The sequence below is a fragment of the Rhizobium sp. P1_B8 genome, assembly GCF_056406515.1.
The window spans coordinates 136,316-153,473 of the sequence record NZ_JBFTZZ010000005.1; the positions used below are offsets into that span (position 1 = coordinate 136,316).

The following is a 17,158-nucleotide window of genomic DNA, read 5'->3' on the forward strand; positions in this document are numbered from 1 at the left end:
CCTGGGTCGAGCCACGTGTCTCCACCCCGGTAAGGTTAGTGTGAGGGGCAACCATCGGCGCGAACGGGACAGCAGTGGGAGAAACCATGAAATGGTTTCCACACAGCCCGCGGATTGCGGGCCTAAAGCGTTTAGAGAACGTTGTCCCAGGCCGCCAATGCGGCGACGACGCCCGGCAGGTCGTTCATGCGGGAGATTGCCGTTTCGGCGCCGGCATCCGTCAATTTGTCGGCATGGGCGGGATAGCTGTGCGAGGCGCCGGTAAAACCGATGACGCGCATGCCGGCGGCGCGCGCCGCATGCACGCCGTGCACAGAATCCTCGACCACAACAACCTTGTCAGGCGAAACACCCATCTGGCTTGCGCCATGCAGGAAGATGTCGGGCTTCGGCTTGGCGCGGTCCGGGCCAAGGTCCTTGGCGGAGAAAATGTTCGGCGCAAAAAGCGGCTTCAGGCCCACCTTGGTCAGCATCATGTCGAGCCGCTTGGTGCTTGAATTCGAGCAGATGCAGCGCTTGATCGGCAGCCTGGAGACTGCGAATTCGACGCCCGGAATGGCCTGGACGTCCTGCGCCAGCCTGAGGTCGAGCATCTTCTCTGACTTATCGAGCAGCGAGGCCGAAAACGGGATGCTCGCCTCGCGCTCGATCTGCAGCAGGATGTTGCGCCATGTCATGCCGGCGAAGCGCTCGCCCATTTCTTCGACGCCGATCGGATATCCGGCCTCCGTCAGAAGCGCTGATTCGACTTCCGCCGCGATGATTTCCGAATCGACGAGAACGCCGTCGCAGTCGAAGATGATGAGGTCGAAGCCGTCCATATGTTCACGCCTTGCTGAAAGTCTGGGCTGGAAGTCTGGGTCTTGTCCGGGAATGCTGCGGCTTTACACGATGCCCGGCCAAAGCTCAACCTGATCTCAAGCATGGCTGCGATGCGGCAAGCGACCGGCTCCGGCGTCGCTGCCGGATCAGCGGCGTTGGCCGCCATCATCCGGCTTCGACAAGCAGGAACCCGCTCGCTACCGAACGCGCATGGGGAGGGAACCGGAAGGCGCAATCGCAAGCCGCATCAGCCGAATGCTCGCCGAGCGCATCGTGCGCGGCGCTGTAAGATGAGAGCGTCTGGAGATGACCGTGGAATGAGGTCGGCAGGATTGCCCGCCGACGTCATGGCAAGTTTAAAGCGAGCTCAGAAACGCGAGGGACGGCATAAAGAAATATTCGCCTCCCTTCATCTTCACCGCTTGAGGAACCGTTGCAACGGTCTTGAGGGAGCTGGGATCACCCCAGATGGCAGCTCCTTCCATATCTGGTCGCGCGGCATCTTGTTTTGTTTGACCGATGACCGGATCGACCCCAGGCGGTGGAAAGCCAGCCGGAACGGCTGGGAAACCGGGATTGTTGGCCCAATTTTTCTGCGTGAATTCGAACTGATTGCCTATGTCGCTGTTGAACGCCATGAACAGCAGGCCGACGTATTTACTCGGTTTGTTCTCGATCTTGCCATCGTTCGGATTATCTGTTCGCACGCCATAGGTTTGGCCGCGTCGGGCCATGAGGTGCTTTCGCTCGCCAGCACTGTTTTCGAACCCGCCCGACCCTCGCGGATTGGTTTTTCGGATATGCCCTGAAAAGGGACACTTCGCGCCGCTCTTGTCGCTGAAGTAGTTGAAGTTGTTTGGGACGGGTGACTCAACTCCGTCTTCTGACTGCATCGTGACCGGCGTTCCGTCCTCGAAGCGCCCGACGACCATGGCGCCGGCCCTTTCGTCATCAGATCCGAATAAGCGATCTGCAAGTTTCTGCTCTTGCCTTTTGAAGCGGCGGACGTTTTGTTCCAGCTTCCGGTATACGAAGTAACTTCCGAAATGAACGGCCGGATCGGGCGCTGCTGGATCAGGAACAATAACCTGTTCTAATGGGAAAGCCGGATCCCAGTTCGCAATCCCATCTGTCGCGTTTTCTTCCGCGTCGATGTCTTCCAGCAGAAACAGCGGCTGACTGCGCCCATCGACATAGCCAAAGTGTTCGATACCTTCTTCATTGTCATTGTGAAGGCCCAGGCCATCTTGGGTCCCTACGATTGTTACCCCTTGCGAGGCTTGGATCAAGTTTACCACCTGATCATGAGCAGCGACCTTGGTGTCATTGAGCATATCTCCCACCAAAACGACCGCATGGATGGGTTTGCGAAAATAAGAATCCCACCTGCTGACATCAGGGTCATTCAAGCCGGATTTTTGCATACCCGCGCGGAATATCGGATCGCTCGGTCTTTGGGCGATTTGGAGCGCTTGATAGCCCGCGTCGGTAAGGCCAAGCCCAATGTACGGCGTTCCCGGCGTCGAAGGTTTGGCTTTGAATGCTTCAATTTCCATTAAATGTTGCTTTGCCGATTTCATCAGCGTCGTGGAAATCACTCGAAGGAAGCTTTTCGCAGCCTCCTTATCGTCAAACCGCAGAAAAAACAGAGTCAAAAACTCACGAACATGCGCCTTGATGATGTTCGGTTGAAGATTGTTAAGCATAGTGCTGTCGTCAGCCGATAGATTTTTCCATGAGATTGGAGAGTTTAACGTGACGGACATCTTGCGTTCCTCCGTTAATGACGTCGTCATTAAACAACAGGTAGCATATTAGAGTCAACGCAACCATTTATTATTTGATTTGTATTTCCAATGACGGTTTGAATCTTTTGCCATTTTTGACCTGCAAACGAACCTATTTGATATCAGGGTGCTCCGCATGTCCTCGATGCTGCGGGCGAGGGGGTAGTGGGCTTTGATCTGATTTATCACCCGCCCTCTTGGATAGGCTCTGCTGCCGGATCTGCTGAAGAGTGCAGTGACTGCCGGTCGTCTTCCGCTGAGAAGATGATGGAGCGACTTTCCGCCGTTCGGCGCGCCCAGACTTTGTCGAAGAAACTTGACAGCGGGGCCTCGCCGAGACTGCCGGCAAGATGAGCCCGCCTTTCGTTACAGTCGCGAGGCAGGAGCGGCAGCCGCGATGATCTGAGGTCCCCGCGACGTCGCGGGAATGAAAATGGCGAGCAGATAGCAGCCGTCAGGCCGCCAGCTGCCCACCCCGGCGTCCAGCTGCAGATTGCGTCGAGCCTGTCGCCCGAAGCCTGAACCGGGAAACCAGTTCGCGCAGCTTGGCAGCTTCCTGAGCAAGCTGGCCGGATGCCGCGGTGGATTGCTCCACCATCGCCGCGTTCTGCTGGGTCACCTGGTCCATGGAATTGACGGCGGTGTTGACTTCGGCAAGGCCGGTCGACTGCTCTCTTGCCGATACGGCGATGGCATCCATGTGCTGATTGATGCGGGCAATCTGCTCGCTGATCGCCTTCAGAACCTGGCTGGTATCGAGAACCAGTTTGACGCCGCTTTCCACTTCCACCGACGATTTCTGGATGTGGCCTTTGATTTCCTTTGCCGCCTGCGCCGATCTCTGGGCGAGCTCGCGAACTTCCTGGGCCACCACCGCAAAACCCTTGCCCGCGTCTCCGGCGCGTGCCGCTTCGACGCCGGCATTCAGCGCCAGCAGATTGGTCTGGAAGGCGATCTCGTCGATCACGCCGATAATGCTGGAGATCTGCTGGGACGAAGCCTCGATGCGGCGCATGGCTTCTTCGGCATGCGACACGACTTCGGAAGACTTGGCGGCGTTGCGGTTTGCATCGGTCGCTTCAGTGCGTGCCTCATCGGTCCGCTTGCTGGAGTTCGAGACATTGGCGGTGATCTGATCGAGCGCTGCGGCGGTTTCTTCGAGAGAGGCTGCCTGCTGTTCGGTTCGTTTCGACAGATCGCCGGCCCCGGATGCGATTTCCCTTGTGCCTTCGTCGATCGCGGCAATGGCGGTTGCGATGGCGCTGAGCGTCTGATCGAGCTGCCTGATCGACATGTTGAAATCATGCCGGAGGCTCTCAAAGTCGGGGGCGAAGGGCTCATCGATCTGGAAGGCGAGATCGCCGGATGCAAGCCGCTTCAAGCCTGCGGCGAGGCCCGATGTCGCCGCCCGCAGCCGTTCGGCGGCATCTTCGTCAGCCTGCTTGCGCGCCGTGATCCGCTCGGCTTCGCCCTGCAATCGGGCTGCCTCGGCGTCTTGCTCAAGCTGCTTGTTGGCAATCGCCGCCTGGCGGAAGATTTCGACGGCCGATGCCATCGTTCCGATTTCATCGGTGCGGCCGATCCCGGTGCAGGCAATGGCTGTGTCACCGCCGGCGAGCCTTTGCATGTCATTGGAAAGCGAAAGGATTGGTTTGGTGACGGTCTTGCGGGTCAGGAAATAGAGGCCAACGGCGAAGAGCGCGGCCAAGCCCAGAAGCGCTTTCAGGACGATATCGACCGACGCTTTTATGTCGGCGCTATGTTTGGAAATTTCGTCCGACGCCGCGGTGATCTCATCCCCGGCCTGTTCCATGGCAGATTCCAACGTCGAGAACTGCTGCATGAATTCGGGCAAGGCCTTCAATGCCGCCGAGGGATCCTGGCTCGCCAGATCGACGATCTTCTTGGCGCTTTCGACATAGGTCAGAAGGGGAGGTTCGATGCTGGCAAGCAGCGCTTTGGTCTTTTCGTCGGCGGCAAGCGTCTTGTTGGCAGCAATCATCTCGCGGAACGACGCGTCGTGCTCCGCCAGATCCGCCTTCACCCCGGCAGCTTCTATGCCTGCTGCCGGATTGGACGCCAGCATGGATGCCAGCACGTCCGCGCGCATTGCGTCATGCATCATGTCGGCCTGCATGTGGTTGCGCAGAATTTGTGCCGACCGGGCAACGTCGGCGTTGTTTTCGGAGAGGGTCGAGGCGGACCAGATGCCGACGCCAGTCGCGCCACCCGCCAACCCGAAAATCGCGATGCTCGCAATGATGATCTTATGCTGGATCGACGCCATGATAGGGCTCTCTCGTTAATTTAGAAGGTGAGAGTACTAGAACATGCTTAATGATTTCTCAGCAGCGTCTCGCTTAGCGGCGCGAAAACAATAGGTTGCAGCGGATATTTCACTCTCGATGAAAAGTTGAGCTCTTTGTGGGGGCGAGCGGATCCCCGATGCCGATAGAATGACGGACCTGCGCGAGTGCCGCGGCTTCGTCGAGGTTCATTGCTGCTTCACGGTCTGGGGCGTACCATGCATGGGCAAGAGGAGAGGGACAATGAGGCTTTCAGCTTTCGTCCGACCGGCGGCAGCCGTAGTGCTGCTGTTTGCCTTCACATCCACCGACGTTATCGCCAAGGGCAAGCACCGAAGCTGTGCGCAGTTGCAGGCGATGAAGGATAATGCCCTGACCGGCGGAAAGCATGCCGGGGATGGCACCGACAAGAGAGCCAAGATCGAAAGGAAGATGAGGAAGAAAGGCTGCTAGAGGCAAGTCGACGATAGCTTGCGAGCACCGAGAGAATGGTCTGGCAGCAGGCGAGCCTGTTACCGCGTTGAGGATGGCGCGACATCCATCAAATCCGCGTCATGGCAGACGAACCGCAGCCCGGGGACTACCTTTGGCAAACTCATGCACTAGATGGCGATCGAGGAGGACGCCACCGCCGCTCTTGGGAGGAGAACAAGCGGCATGCCTAGAGAATGGATGAAGAGGAAGACAGCATGACGATCGAGGACATCATCGAAACCCTGGAAAAGACTGACATGCCCGACAGCCGGATCGACGCTTTCATCACCTGTGCCTTTCTGTTGAAGCAACTCCGGCCGGCCGAGCCCAACGATTTCGACGGTCCTAACGATTACCTGCCGAGCAGTATCAAGTCAGAGCACGGCTTCCTGATGGCGCGACCCTTCACACACGACGTCAATCATGCCATCGACCTGTGCCGGGAAGTCCGGCCGGATGCGGTTTGGCACCTCGCCCGCGGCCGCCAGACAGCGGACGAGTCGCTCTACGGTGCGCAGCTGCGCGAGATCAAGGAGGGTGAAAGCGTGCTCGGTGAAGCCGAGAGCAATCACGCAGCCCTGGCGCTCACTCTCGCGGCGCTGCGCGCGCATGTGCGGCAGGAAGATGAAAAGAGGGCAGGTGCATGAGGGAGGTGGATGCTGAACTTGAATCTTTTGTAGATCCGTAACAAACCTACCCATCAATCGGAAAAAGCTTCAGGAACTGCCGGTCGCCCTCCGGCGAAAACAGGATGGAGCGGCTTTCCGCCGTGCGCCGCGCCCAGCCTTTGTCGAGGAAGCTTGAAAGCAGGGCCTTGCCGAGGCTGCCGGCGAGGTGGGCGCGTCTTTCGCTCCAGTCGAGGCAGGAGCGGCAGAGCGGCCGGCGCGACGATCTGAGGTCGCTGACATCGATGCCGATGCATTTGAGATCGCTTTCACCCTTTTCCGTCAGCGCCAGGCCGTCGCCGATCGCATCGATCGAGCCGGAGGCAATCAGGCTGACGAGCATGCGCACGCCGTAATCGCCGGCAAGGTGATCGTAGCAGATGCGCGCCTTGCGCAGCGCCGGCTCCTTCGGTCCCGGCTGGTGACGCAGATGGCCGCGTCCGGCGGCAAAGCCCATCATGCTTTCGATCAGCCGGGCGACGGCCTCGTCGGCCAGCGTGAAATAGCGGTGGCGGCCCTGCTTGCGCTGGGCAAGCAGCCCGCCGGCTTCGAGCTTGGCGAGATGCGTGCTCGCCGTCTGCACGGTGATGCCGCCGACGCCGGCAAGCTCGGTCGCCGTCAGCGCCCGGCCGCCGGTGAGTGCCGCCAGCATGTTGGCGCGGGCGGGATCGCCGATGAGCGCGCCGATCTGCGCAATGTCAGGACCTTCCTTCATAGTTCGATCGTAACCGAAGCATCGCCGTCAGGCAATGTGCGAAAACGGCCCAGGAGAGCACTGAGACAGCAAAGGAGAAACGATATGATCACCTGCTTCATCCGCTATCAGATCGACCCCTTCAAGAAGGAGGCGTTTGCCGAATATGCCCGCAACTGGGGCCAGGCGATCCCGAAGAATGGCGCCGATCTGATCGGCTATTACGGCCCGCATGAGGGATCGGCAACGACGGCTTACGGCGTCTACAATATCGAAAGCCTCGCCGCCTACGAAGCCTATCGCGCCAGGCTGGCTTCCGACCCGCTCGGCCGCGAGAATTATGAATTTTCCAGACGCGAAGGCTTCATCCTCAAGGAGGATCGCATCTTCCTCAAAAATGTCTCCGCTCCTCACGCAAAGCTGGTGCAGTCATGATCGCCGTCATCTTCGAAGTCGTGCCCTATATGGGTGAACGCCACAAATATCTGGATCTCGCCGGCGAGCTGCGCACTGAGCTCGAAAAGATCGACGGCTTCATCTCGATTGAGCGTTTCGAGAGCCTGACGAACCGCGGCAAGCTGCTGTCGCTTTCCTTTTTCCGCGATGAGGAAGCCGTCAAGCAGTGGCGCAATCTCGAGGCTCATAGGGCCGCGCAGCAGGCCGGACGCGGCGGCATCTTCGCCGATTATCGCCTGCGAATTGCCAGTGTCGTTCGCGATTACGGCATGTTCGAACGCGACGAAGCGCCTGATGACAGCCGCAGGGTTCACGACGCCGCCTGATCGCTGGCGGCGGCATTCTTGCCGCCGCTCGGCAGCCGGCCGGCGTCGACAAAGTCTGCCGCTCACTCATCGGCCACCCGAATAAATTCCCGAAATCGGCCACCGCTTCAGGCTTTGGTAACTAAGTTGCGTAACCATAACGGACAGTTAAGCGTAGAGCGTATGAGTGAGTATCAGAATGGCATCAGTTTTTCCGCTTGCCGACCTCAAGGCTTCCGTCAAGTCGGATTCCCGGCCGGATTCTTGGGTCGACACGATCATCAAGGGCGATTGCGTCAGCGCCCTTGAAGCTTTGCCCAGCCACTCCGTCGATATCATCTTTGCCGACCCGCCGTACAATCTCCAGCTCGGCGGAACGCTGCATCGTCCCGACCAGTCGCTGGTCGATGCGGTCGACGACGAATGGGATCAGTTCGCTTCCTTCGAGGCCTATGACGCCTTTACCCGCGCCTGGCTGCTGGCCTGCCGGCGGGTGCTGAAGCCGACCGGCTCGATCTGGGTGATCGGCTCCTATCACAATATCTTCCGTGTCGGCGCCACGCTGCAGGATCTGAATTTCTGGATCCTCAACGACATCATCTGGCGCAAGACCAACCCGATGCCGAATTTCAAGGGCCGCCGTTTCCAGAACGCCCATGAGACGATGATCTGGGCAAGCCCCAGCGCCAAGGCCAAGGGCTATACCTTCAACTACGATGCGCTGAAGGCCGCCAATGAGGACGTGCAGATGCGCTCCGACTGGCTCTTCCCGATTTGCAACGGCAGTGAGCGGCTGAAGGGCGAGGACGGCAAGAAGGCGCATCCGACACAAAAGCCGGAAGCGCTGCTTGCCCGCGTCATCATGGCCTCGACCAAGCCCGGCGATATCGTGCTCGATCCCTTCTTCGGCTCGGGAACGACGGGTGCAGTCGCCAAGCGTCTCGGCCGTCACTTCGTCGGCATCGAGCGCGAGCAGGATTATATCGATGCGGCCTCGGCCCGCATCGCCGCCGTCGAGCCGCTCGGCAAGGCGGAACTGACCGTCATGACCGGCAAGAAGGCCGAAGTCCGCGTCGCCTTCAACGTGCTGGTTGAAAGCGGCCTAATCAAACCCGGCCAGGTGCTGACCGACGCCAAGCGCCGCTATAGCGCGATTGTCCGCGCCGACGGCACGGTCGCTTCAGGCGGCGAGGCCGGCTCCATTCATCGTCTCGGTGCCAAGGTGCAGGGACTCGATGCATGCAACGGATGGACCTTCTGGCATTTCGAAGACGGGCAGTCCCTGCGCCCGATCGACGATCTCAGGTCCGTCATCCGCAGTGATCTGGCAAAGGCGGAGTGAGCACCTCTCTGGCGGATCGAAACTACCTTCTTCCGATTTCCCTCCAGTTGCGGAAGAAGACCAAGGCGCCCGGGGTTCGAACTCCGGGCGTCTTCTATTGAAGTCCTGATCAGAACTCCTGATAATCAGTGACATCCACCCGCGTGACGCGCCCTTCCGCATTGAAGGTGATCGTCTCCTCACCCTCGCGGATCAGCGGCTTGCCTGATTTGCTGTGGGTGGCGCGCACCGACCAGACCGATCGGCCGGAGAGCGGCGTCAACGTTTCCACCAGCGAATTTTCCGCCGTCTGATCGGGATAGTCGTCGAAATAACGCCGGAAGGCAGCCATGATCTCGGCCCGGCCGGCAAGGCTGCCGACGCCGTTCGAGACATAGGTCGCATCCTCGGCGAAATAGGCCTCGATGGCGGGAAAATCGAGGGCGTTGATGGCGGCGTGAAAACGTTCGATTTCTTCTGCGGGGTCGAATGCCATGGGTCTCAGACCTTCAATCCGTAAGCCGTGAGATCGCTGCGCAGCTTGTCCGCACCCGAAAACAGCACCGCATTCCAGCCGTAGGCCTTGGCGCCTTCGACATTGACCGTTGCGTCGTCGATGAAGATCGTCGCAGCGGGATCGAGGCCGAAACTCTTCGTATGCGTCTCGTAGATGGCGATATCCGGCTTGATCAGGCCGACATCGCCGGAAACCGTGACGCCGCGCGGCTTAGTCAGGAAGGGGAAGCGCGCCTGCGCCTCGCGGAAGGTGTCGGAGGCGAAGTTGGTTAGCATCGTCACATCACGCCCCTCGGCGATCAGCCCCTCCATGATCGCGACGCTGTCGTCATAGGCGTGCGGCACCATCTCATGCCAATATTTGCGGAAGGCGCGGATATGCTCCTCGCGCGCCGGGTGCTGCTCGATCAGCAGCGCTTCGGCCTCCGCCCAGGTGCGGCCGCGGTCCTGCTCGATGTTCCAGTCATGGGTGCAGATATTGGCGAAGAACCAGTTGCGCTCCGTTTCATCAGGGATGAGGCGGCTGAAGGGAAGATGCGGATCGTAATGAATAAGGACTTTGCCGATATCGAAAACGATATGTCTTATGTCGGTGGTCATGGTCATCCCTTGGATGTTTTAAACGCGAGAGGAATAGCCGCTGCGATCGCTTTTTTCATGATGGTCGGCAAGGCCTGGGCTTCAAGATTTGTAACCGGCTCCCACCATCCGTCATTCGGGCCGTCATCCATGGCGACCTTGGCAGCGATTGCCGCACGCCAGATCGAAAGCCTGAGCTCGAAATGGGTGAAGACATGGATGACGGTGCCAGAGGCCTGCCATGCCGCTTCGAAGGGAGCGGCCGCAGCCGAGGTCTCGCCGTCGATGCGCGCTGTCCAGGCGGTCGTCGGCACCTCGGTCATGCCGCCGAGCAGGCCGCTGTCGATGCGCCGCCGCAACAGGATCTCGCCATCACCTGTTACCGCGATGAAGGCCGCGCCATATCTGACGGGCTTCTCCTTCTTCGCCGCCTTGACCGGAAAGAACTCGGGATCGGAAAGTTTGAGCGCCTCGCACGCCCCCCGGAACGGACAGAGCGAACAGGCCGGCCGCTTCGGCGTGCAGATCGTCGCACCCAGATCCATCATCGCCTGGGCGAAATCGCCGGGCCGATCGGCGGGCGTCAACAGCGCCACCTTCTGCTTCATCGCCGGCTTTGCCGCCGGAAGCGGTGTTGCGATTGCATAAAGCCTGGAGATCACCCGTTCGACATTGCCGTCCATGACAGCCGCCTGCCGGTTGAAGGCTATTGCCGCGACGGCGGCCGCCGTATAGTCGCCGATCCCGGGCAGGGATTTGAGGCCCTCTTCGGTATCGGGAAAGATGCCGCCATGCTCGTTCGCCACCGCTTCGGCGCATTTCTTCAGGTTGCGAGCCCGCGCGTAATAGCCAAGCCCCGCCCAGGCGGCCATCACCGCGTCGTTTTCGGCCGCGGCAAGATCGGTCACCTCGGGCCAGCGCTGCAGAAACCGCTCGAAATAGGGTTTGACCGCCTGCACCGTCGTCTGCTGCAGCATCACCTCGGACAGCCAGACGCGATAGGGATCGGCCTTGACGCCGCGGGCCGCCATGCCGGGCGAAACGCGCCAGGGCAGGTCGCGGTGGTGGCGATCGTACCAGTCGAGCAGGGGCTTTGCTGAGGGCGTGTCGAGTGTGGTGATCGTCATGATTTGCCGCGATGGGGGGAAGTGCCTATACTTGGCGAAGCAATGCCGCGCGATCAAGTCGCCTATGCGAATTGAAGCGCGAATTGGCGGCGGCGCCGAAGGGTTTCGATGAGTTATCCACGCAAAGATGTGAAGCAGATCTCCGAGCTGGCGAACGGGCTGATCGATCCCGTTCTTGCCCGGCGCGCCGGCATCAGCACGGCTCTGCTCGGCTCGTGGAGCGAAATCGCCGGCGAGGATTTCGCCGATTGCACCCGGCCGGAAAAGATCGCCTGGGCCCGCGGCGGCAATGAGGTCGGCGGCTTCCGCCCCGGCGTGCTGACCATTGCCTGCGAAGGCGCGCGTGCGCTCTTCCTCACCCATGTCCAGGGCGAACTCATCCAGCGCATCAACAGCTTCTTCGGCTTTGCCGCCGTCCACCAGATCCGCATCGTCCAGAAGCCGGTCTCACAACCGATCCGCCGCTCCCGCACCCCGGCGCCGCTGAAGGGCGAAGCCGCCCGTAAGCTCGAAGGCATGATGGAGGGGATCGAGAATGACAAGCTGCGCCAGGCAATCCAGCGCTTAGGGACCGCGGTGATGGGCAAGCGGGGGAATCAACGCTGATGAGCAAACGCCCAACTTGACCGGCAACGCCAAGACCGGCGGCCTGACCCGGGCCTGTGCTGAAAAGATCAGTGCGGTTGACGGCCTGGTGCTCAGCCCGCGCATGCGCAAGCTCCTCGCCGAGACCAAGGATCAGCCGCCCGAAGAACGCCGCCAGGCGATCCGCGCCCAGTTCACGCGCAAGTCCGCCTAAGCGTTGGTCTATACCGCCGAATCCGATCCCCTCTGTTATCCGGTCGGCCTGCCATTCAATGCCGAAGTGCTTGATCGTGAACGTGTCATCGAGGCCATGATCGAGAGCTTTGCGGGCTCCGAGCAGCCGCTAGCGACGCTGATCCTCGACATCTTCACCGAACCTTGACGCTACCCTCTTGAACTTTCCTCGGCGGTGTAGAGGCACTGGCAAAACGCTTCGGATGCCATATTTGTATATAGCAGACGGGAGAAAAATCATGCTGGTCTTGCAGTTGCCCCCTGATATCGAAGCGCGGCTGATTGAGCTTTCCAGGCGTACCGGCCGCAGCAAGAGCTTCTATGCGCGTCAAGCCATCCTCGCGCATCTCGACGATCTGGAAGATGTCTATCTTGCCAAAAGGCGCCTCGAAGAACTTCGCCGCGACGAGAGCGATACCGTGCCGCTGGCCGAGCTGACGGCGCGTTACGGGGTGGACAACTGAGTCTCATCGACCAGCCGATACCGGCTGGCCGCCGCCGCGATATCTGTCGGCAAAATTCGCAGACGGACCAATCTCGCAATTTTTGGTCTAGTCGTCTTCCCGCGGTCACAATTCTTTGAAGGAAGTTGGTGAAGCGTGGCTTGTGAGCGGCCGTCAGCCGTTATATCGCACAGTCACGCCGTCAATCTCATTAGTTATGGGGAATCCATGCAGATGTCCGAAATGCAACTGACGAAACGCCGCCTGCTCAGCGGTATCGCCATCGCCGCAGCTGCCGTAGCGCTTGTCGCCTGCAACGACAGCAAGGACGCTGCCGATGCTTCGTCCTCCGGCAAGACCATGGCCGATGGCACCAATGTCGACACCATGCAGACGGCGGCCACAGCGGCGACCGAAATGCCGCAGTCCGACGGCGATGTCGACATGGCCGCAGTGCTGAAGCCCGGCGCGCTGCCGGAAATGGCGCTTGGGAAGGCCGACGCCCCGGTCAAGATCGTCGAATATATGTCGATGACCTGCCCGCATTGCGCTCATTTCCACAACACCACCTTCGACACGATCAAGCAGAAGTACGTCGACAGCGGCAAGGTGCAGTTCATCATCCGCGAATTCCCCTTCGACCCGCGCGCTGCCGCAGCCTTCATGCTCGCCCGCTGCAGCGCCTCCAATCCGGAACAGTTGAGCACGCCGGAACAGTATTTCCCGATGGTTTCGATGCTGTTCAAGCAGCAGCAGATCTGGGCCGCCGCCGATGATGGCCGCGCCGCACTGCTGCAGATGTCGAAGCTTGCCGGATTTACTGAGGATAGCTTCACGAAATGCTTGACGAACCAGAAGCTTCTGGATGAAGTGAACGCCACGCGGGAAAGAGGTTCCAAGGATTTTGGCGTCAATGCCACCCCGACTTTCCTGATCAATGGCAAGCGCTACTCTGGAGACATGCCGGTTGACACCATGTCGAAGCTCATCGACAGCCTGCTCTGAACCGGATCGTTTCGATAGAACGGGCGACGGCGAAAGCCGTGCGCCCGTTTTTTTGTGGCTGCATGACAAGCCCGTCCCGCGCTGCGGAGCGGCTGCATGAAGTTCAACAAGCTGCGCCTGGTCGGCTTCAAATCCTTCGTCGAGCCGACGGAATTCATCATCGAGCGGGGACTGACCGGCGTTGTCGGCCCGAACGGCTGCGGCAAGTCGAACCTCGTCGAGGCGCTGCGCTGGGTGATGGGCGAGAATTCCTACAAGAACATGCGCGCCTCCGGCATGGACGACGTGATCTTTTCGGGTTCCGGCAACCGCCCGGCGCGCAACACCGCCGAAGTGGCGCTCTATCTCGACAATGGCGAGCGCACCGCGCCTGCCGCCTTCAACGACAGCGACGAGATCCAGGTCACCCGCCGCATCGAGCGTGAACAGGGTTCGCTCTATCGCATCAACGGCAAGGAAAGCCGCGCCAAGGACGTGCAGCTGCTGTTTGCCGACGCCTCCACCGGCGCGCGGTCGCCGTCGATGGTCGGGCAGGGGCGTATCGGCGAGCTGATCCAGGCCAAGCCGCAGGCCCGCCGCCAGCTGCTCGAAGAGGCGGCCGGCATCTCAGGCCTGCATTCCCGCCGCCACGAGGCCGAGCTGCGGCTGCGCGCCGCCGAAGGCAATCTCGAACGTCTCGACGACGTCACCTCGCAGCTCGAAAGCCAGATCGAGAGCCTGAAGCGGCAGGCTCGCCAGGCAAATCGCTTCAAGACGCTGTCTGCCGATATCCGCGCCCGCGAGGCGATGCTGCTGCATATCCGCTGGGTGCAGGCCAAGGAAGCCGAGGCCGAGGCCGAGAGCGCGCTGAACCAGGCGACATCCGTCGTCGCCGAAAAGGCGCAGATGCAGATGGAGGCGGCGAAGAACCAGGGCATCGCCAGCCTGAAACTGCCCGAACTGCGCGAGGGCGAGGCGCGTGCGGCCGCCGCCCTGCAGCGCCTGCAGATCGCCAGAAGCCAGCTGGAGGAAGATGCCGGCCGCATTCTGCGCCGCCGCGACGAGCTGACCCGCCGTCTTGCCCAGCTTGCCGAGGATATAAGCCGCGAGGAGCGGCTGGTGGCCGACAATGCCGTCATCCTGGCGAGGCTCGACGCCGAAGAGGCGGAGATTTCAGAAATCCTCGCCGATTCCGGCCGTTATGCCGAGGAAACCCGCGAGGCCTTCGAGGAGGCGGCGGCAAAACTTGCCGACAGCGAGCGCATCTTTACGGCGCTGACGGCCGAGCGCGCCGAGGCGGCTGCCGGCCGCAACCAGCTGGAACGCGCCATCCGCGATCTCACCGACCGGCGGATGCGCCTCGAACGCCAGATGGACGAGGCAAACCAGGAACTGTCAGCCGTCGGCGAGAAGATCGCCGGCCTGCCCGATCCCGACGAAAAACGCGCCATCGTCGAAGCCGGCGAGATCGCCGTCGCCGACGCGGAAGCGGCGGTTCAGCTGGTCGACCAGGCGCTTGCCGTTGCCCGCCAGACCGAGGCGCTGTCGCGCGCGCCGGTCGATCAGGCCCGTTCGAGCCTGAATGCGCTGGAAACCGAGGCCCGCACCATTTCCCGCATGCTCGCCGCCGGTGCCGCCGCCGGCAAATTTCCGCCGGTTGCCGACGAACTGAAGGTCGACCGCGGCTTCGAGACCGCACTCGGTGCTGCCCTCGGCGACGATCTGGAATCGCCGCTCGATGCCGAGGCGCCGGCCCATTGGTCGGACAATGGCGATGGCGCTGCCGATCCCGCCCTTCCATCCGGTGTTGCGCCGCTGCTCGATCATGTCCGCGCGCCGGCGGCACTCACCCGCCGGCTGCGCCAGATCGGCCTGGTCGCGGAAGGCGATGCCGAGTCGCTGATGGCGGCGCTGAAGCCCGGCCAGCGGCTGGTGACGAAAGAGGGTGCGGTCTATCGCTGGGACGGCCATGTCACCGGTGCCGACGCCCCGAGTGCGGCGGCGCTGCGCCTTGCCCAGAAGAACCGTCTGGCCGAACTCGAAAGCGAAGCAGCCCTTGCCCGCGACGTGCTTGCCGAAGCCGAAGAGCGGCAGGCCGCTGCCGCCGAAGCGATCCGCGCCGAGGAGCGCCGACTTGCCGAGGCGCGCGACATGAGCCGCCTGTCGGCGCGTCATCTCGCCGAAGCGCGTGATGCGCTTGTTGCCGCCGAGCGTGCTTCCGGCGATCTCATTCGCCGCCGCGATGTCGTCAGCGAGGCCGCCAGCCAGCTGCGCGCGCAGCTGGAGGAGATCGCCATCCAGGAAGAGAATGCCCGCATCGAGCTGGAGGACGCGCCCGATCTGACTGCGATCGACGAGCGGCTGCGGTTCCAGCAGGCGGAAGTCGCGACCGATCGCGGCGCGCTGGCCGAAAGCCGCGCCCGCCATGAAAGCCTGGCGCGGGAAAACGAGGCCCGCCAGCGCCGCATCATGGCGATCGGCCAGGAGCGCGACACCTGGCGCCAGCGGGCGGCAAGCGCCGAAGACCATGTCGCCACGCTGCGTGAACGCGAGGAAGAGGCGCGCGAAGAGGCAGCCGAGCTCGAACTGGCGCCGGATGAATTCGACGACAAGCGCCGCGCTCTGCTCAGCGAATTGCAGAAGGCCGAGGAGGCGCGCCGCCAGGCCAGCGATCTGTTGGCTGAGGCCGAACGCATCCAGCGCGAGGCCGACCAAAAGGCGACGACGGCGCTGTCGGAACTTGCCGAATGCCGTGAACGCCGCGGCCGCGCCGAGGAGCGCCTGGTCTCTGCCCGCGAGAAGCGGCAGGAAAGCGAAGGCCGCATCCGCGAGGTCCTGAACGTCGCCCCGCACGAGGCGCTGCAGCTGACCGGGCGCCCGACCATGCAGGCGCTTCCCGATCCGCGCGAAGTCGAGCGCGAGCTCGAACGCCTGCGGATCGAGCGCGAGCGGCTGGGTGCTGTCAACCTGCGCGCCGACGAGGAGCAGAAGGAGCTGAGCGAGAAGCTCGAAGCGCTGATCAAGGAACGCGACGATGTCATCGATGCGATCCGCAAGCTGCGCGGCGCCATTCAGAGCCTCAACCGCGAGGGCCGCGAACGGCTGATCGCCGCCTTCGACATCGTCAACGCCCAGTTCCAGCGGCTGTTCACCCATCTTTTCGGCGGCGGCACCGCCGAGCTGCAGCTGATCGAATCCGACGATCCGCTGGAAGCCGGCCTGGAAATCCTCGCCCGTCCGCCCGGCAAGAAGCCGCAGACCATGACGCTGCTATCGGGCGGCGAGCAAGCGCTGACGGCAATGGCGCTGATCTTCGCCGTCTTCCTCACCAATCCGGCGCCGATCTGCGTGCTCGACGAAGTGGACGCGCCGCTCGACGACCACAATGTCGAGCGCTACTGCAACCTGATGGACGAAATGGCGGCCTCCACCGAAACCCGCTTCGTCATCATCACCCATAATCCGATCACCATGGCCCGCATGAACCGCCTCTTCGGCGTCACCATGGCCGAGCAGGGCGTCTCCCAGCTCGTCTCCGTCGACCTGCAAATGGCCGAGCGCCTGCGCGAGATTGCCTAAAGCAATTCCAGGAAAAGTGCGCAGCGGTTTTCCGTCCGGAATTGCGAAACCAAAGACAATAATTCCAGGAAAAGTGCGCGGCGGTTTTCCGTCCGGGATTGCGTGAAACCAGGCAGGCGCAATTTCAGCAAAGGTGCGGCGCGGTTTTGCGCCCGGAAATTGCGTAAAATCAAGGGCCGAGCAATAAACACCAAAAAAGGTCGGCTCTCTTGTCGCTTGTACCCCATTTGGGTGATGCTCTTTTCGCTGACTTGCATTAGAAGTTGTTTCAACGCAACCTA

19 protein-coding genes and 1 pseudogene are annotated in these 17,158 nt (G+C 61.5%); 11 read left to right on the plus strand and 9 right to left on the minus strand.

Features of this window, described 5'->3' with window-relative positions:
- Positions 1 to 131: 131 nt before the first annotated feature.
- From AC1D2N_RS09085 to AC1D2N_RS09100, 4 genes and pseudogenes are all read right to left on the minus strand, one after another.
- Positions 132 to 821, minus strand: a complete 690-nt coding sequence (locus tag AC1D2N_RS09085; protein WP_028734823.1) for an HAD family hydrolase — start codon at positions 819 to 821, stop codon at positions 132 to 134.
- 357 nt (positions 822 to 1,178) lie between these two features.
- Positions 1,179 to 2,588 (minus strand): Dyp-type peroxidase, encoded by a 1,410-nt coding sequence (locus tag AC1D2N_RS09090; RefSeq protein ID WP_130651878.1) that lies wholly within the window; start codon positions 2,586 to 2,588, stop codon positions 1,179 to 1,181.
- Positions 2,589 to 2,794: 206 nt separating this feature from the next.
- Positions 2,795 to 3,022, minus strand: a pseudogene (locus tag AC1D2N_RS09095) (hypothetical protein); the annotation flags it as partial.
- 41 nt (positions 3,023 to 3,063) lie between these two features.
- Positions 3,064 to 4,896, minus strand: coding sequence for a methyl-accepting chemotaxis protein (locus AC1D2N_RS09100; protein WP_130651879.1), 1,833 nt, complete (start codon positions 4,894 to 4,896; stop codon positions 3,064 to 3,066).
- 262 nt (positions 4,897 to 5,158) lie between these two features.
- Between AC1D2N_RS09100 and AC1D2N_RS09105 the strand changes: the two genes are divergently transcribed.
- Both AC1D2N_RS09105 and AC1D2N_RS09110 read left to right on the plus strand, forming a co-directional pair.
- Positions 5,159 to 5,368 carry a hypothetical protein gene (locus tag AC1D2N_RS09105; protein WP_003557162.1) on the plus strand — a complete coding sequence of 70 codons (210 nt, stop codon included), beginning with the start codon at positions 5,159 to 5,161 and terminating at the stop codon, positions 5,366 to 5,368.
- Positions 5,369 to 5,604: 236 nt separating this feature from the next.
- On the plus strand, positions 5,605 to 6,036 hold the full coding sequence (locus AC1D2N_RS09110; RefSeq protein ID WP_026188649.1) for a hypothetical protein: 432 nt from the start codon (positions 5,605 to 5,607) through the stop codon (positions 6,034 to 6,036).
- A 46-nt stretch (positions 6,037 to 6,082) separates the two neighbouring features.
- Here AC1D2N_RS09110 and AC1D2N_RS09115 read toward each other — a convergent pair whose 3' ends face one another.
- Positions 6,083 to 6,769 carry an ArsR/SmtB family transcription factor gene (locus AC1D2N_RS09115; protein WP_130651880.1) on the minus strand — a complete coding sequence of 229 codons (687 nt, stop codon included), beginning with the start codon at positions 6,767 to 6,769 and terminating at the stop codon, positions 6,083 to 6,085.
- A gap of 84 nt (positions 6,770 to 6,853) precedes the next feature.
- Here AC1D2N_RS09115 and AC1D2N_RS09120 point away from each other — a divergent pair, with 84 nt between their 5' ends.
- The 3 genes from AC1D2N_RS09120 to AC1D2N_RS09130 all read left to right on the plus strand — a co-directional run bounded on the left by AC1D2N_RS09120 (position 6,854) and on the right by AC1D2N_RS09130 (position 8,851).
- A complete protein-coding gene (locus AC1D2N_RS09120; RefSeq protein WP_130651881.1) occupies positions 6,854 to 7,183 on the plus strand; it encodes an NIPSNAP family protein in 330 nt (109 codons plus the stop codon).
- A complete protein-coding gene (locus tag AC1D2N_RS09125) occupies positions 7,180 to 7,530 on the plus strand; it encodes an antibiotic biosynthesis monooxygenase family protein (protein WP_018449230.1) in 351 nt (116 codons plus the stop codon). The genes AC1D2N_RS09120 and AC1D2N_RS09125 overlap by 4 nt, the downstream gene beginning before the upstream one ends.
- A gap of 178 nt (positions 7,531 to 7,708) precedes the next feature.
- Positions 7,709 to 8,851 carry a site-specific DNA-methyltransferase gene (locus AC1D2N_RS09130; RefSeq protein WP_130651882.1) on the plus strand — a complete coding sequence of 381 codons (1,143 nt, stop codon included), beginning with the start codon at positions 7,709 to 7,711 and terminating at the stop codon, positions 8,849 to 8,851.
- 109 nt (positions 8,852 to 8,960) lie between these two features.
- On the opposite strand, the gene AC1D2N_RS09135 is transcribed toward AC1D2N_RS09130, so the two are convergent.
- The 3 genes from AC1D2N_RS09135 to mutY are packed head-to-tail and all read right to left on the minus strand — an operon-like array spanning position 8,961 to position 11,052.
- Complete coding sequence (locus tag AC1D2N_RS09135) at positions 8,961 to 9,326, minus strand: nuclear transport factor 2 family protein (protein ID WP_018245163.1); 366 nt, start codon at positions 9,324 to 9,326, stop codon at positions 8,961 to 8,963.
- A gap of 5 nt (positions 9,327 to 9,331) precedes the next feature.
- A complete protein-coding gene (locus tag AC1D2N_RS09140) occupies positions 9,332 to 9,946 on the minus strand; it encodes an HAD family hydrolase (RefSeq protein WP_130651883.1) in 615 nt (204 codons plus the stop codon).
- 2 nt (positions 9,947 to 9,948) lie between these two features.
- Positions 9,949 to 11,052 (minus strand): A/G-specific adenine glycosylase, encoded by a 1,104-nt coding sequence (gene mutY / locus AC1D2N_RS09145; protein ID WP_130651884.1) that lies wholly within the window; start codon positions 11,050 to 11,052, stop codon positions 9,949 to 9,951.
- Between the two features lie 108 nt (positions 11,053 to 11,160).
- On the opposite strand from mutY, the gene AC1D2N_RS09150 reads away from it, so the two are divergent.
- The 6 genes from AC1D2N_RS09150 (at position 11,161) to smc (ending at position 16,877) form a co-directional block, all read left to right on the plus strand.
- Entirely contained in the window at positions 11,161 to 11,658 is a 498-nt protein-coding gene (locus AC1D2N_RS09150) for a DUF721 domain-containing protein (RefSeq protein WP_130651885.1), read from the plus strand.
- A 16-nt stretch (positions 11,659 to 11,674) separates the two neighbouring features.
- Positions 11,675 to 11,851, plus strand: a complete 177-nt coding sequence (locus AC1D2N_RS09155) for a hypothetical protein (protein ID WP_205936658.1) — start codon at positions 11,675 to 11,677, stop codon at positions 11,849 to 11,851.
- Positions 11,852 to 11,854: 3 nt separating this feature from the next.
- Positions 11,855 to 12,019 carry a hypothetical protein gene (locus AC1D2N_RS09160; protein ID WP_165403078.1) on the plus strand — a complete coding sequence of 55 codons (165 nt, stop codon included), beginning with the start codon at positions 11,855 to 11,857 and terminating at the stop codon, positions 12,017 to 12,019.
- Positions 12,020 to 12,110: 91 nt separating this feature from the next.
- Positions 12,111 to 12,335, plus strand: coding sequence for a type II toxin-antitoxin system RelB family antitoxin (gene relB / locus AC1D2N_RS09165; RefSeq protein WP_130651887.1), 225 nt, complete (start codon positions 12,111 to 12,113; stop codon positions 12,333 to 12,335).
- A gap of 213 nt (positions 12,336 to 12,548) precedes the next feature.
- The gene (locus AC1D2N_RS09170; RefSeq protein WP_018245170.1) at positions 12,549 to 13,319 is read left to right on the plus strand and encodes a DsbA family protein; all 771 of its coding nucleotides are present in this window, start codon (positions 12,549 to 12,551) and stop codon (positions 13,317 to 13,319) included.
- Between the two features lie 96 nt (positions 13,320 to 13,415).
- Complete coding sequence (gene smc / locus AC1D2N_RS09175) at positions 13,416 to 16,877, plus strand: chromosome segregation protein SMC (RefSeq protein WP_130651888.1); 3,462 nt, start codon at positions 13,416 to 13,418, stop codon at positions 16,875 to 16,877.
- Here smc and AC1D2N_RS09180 read toward each other — a convergent pair.
- Entirely contained in the window at positions 16,874 to 17,134 is a 261-nt protein-coding gene (locus tag AC1D2N_RS09180; RefSeq protein WP_165403069.1) for a hypothetical protein, read from the minus strand. The two genes, smc and AC1D2N_RS09180, sit on opposite strands and share 4 nt — an antisense overlap.
- Between the last annotated feature and the right edge of the window lie 24 nt (positions 17,135 to 17,158).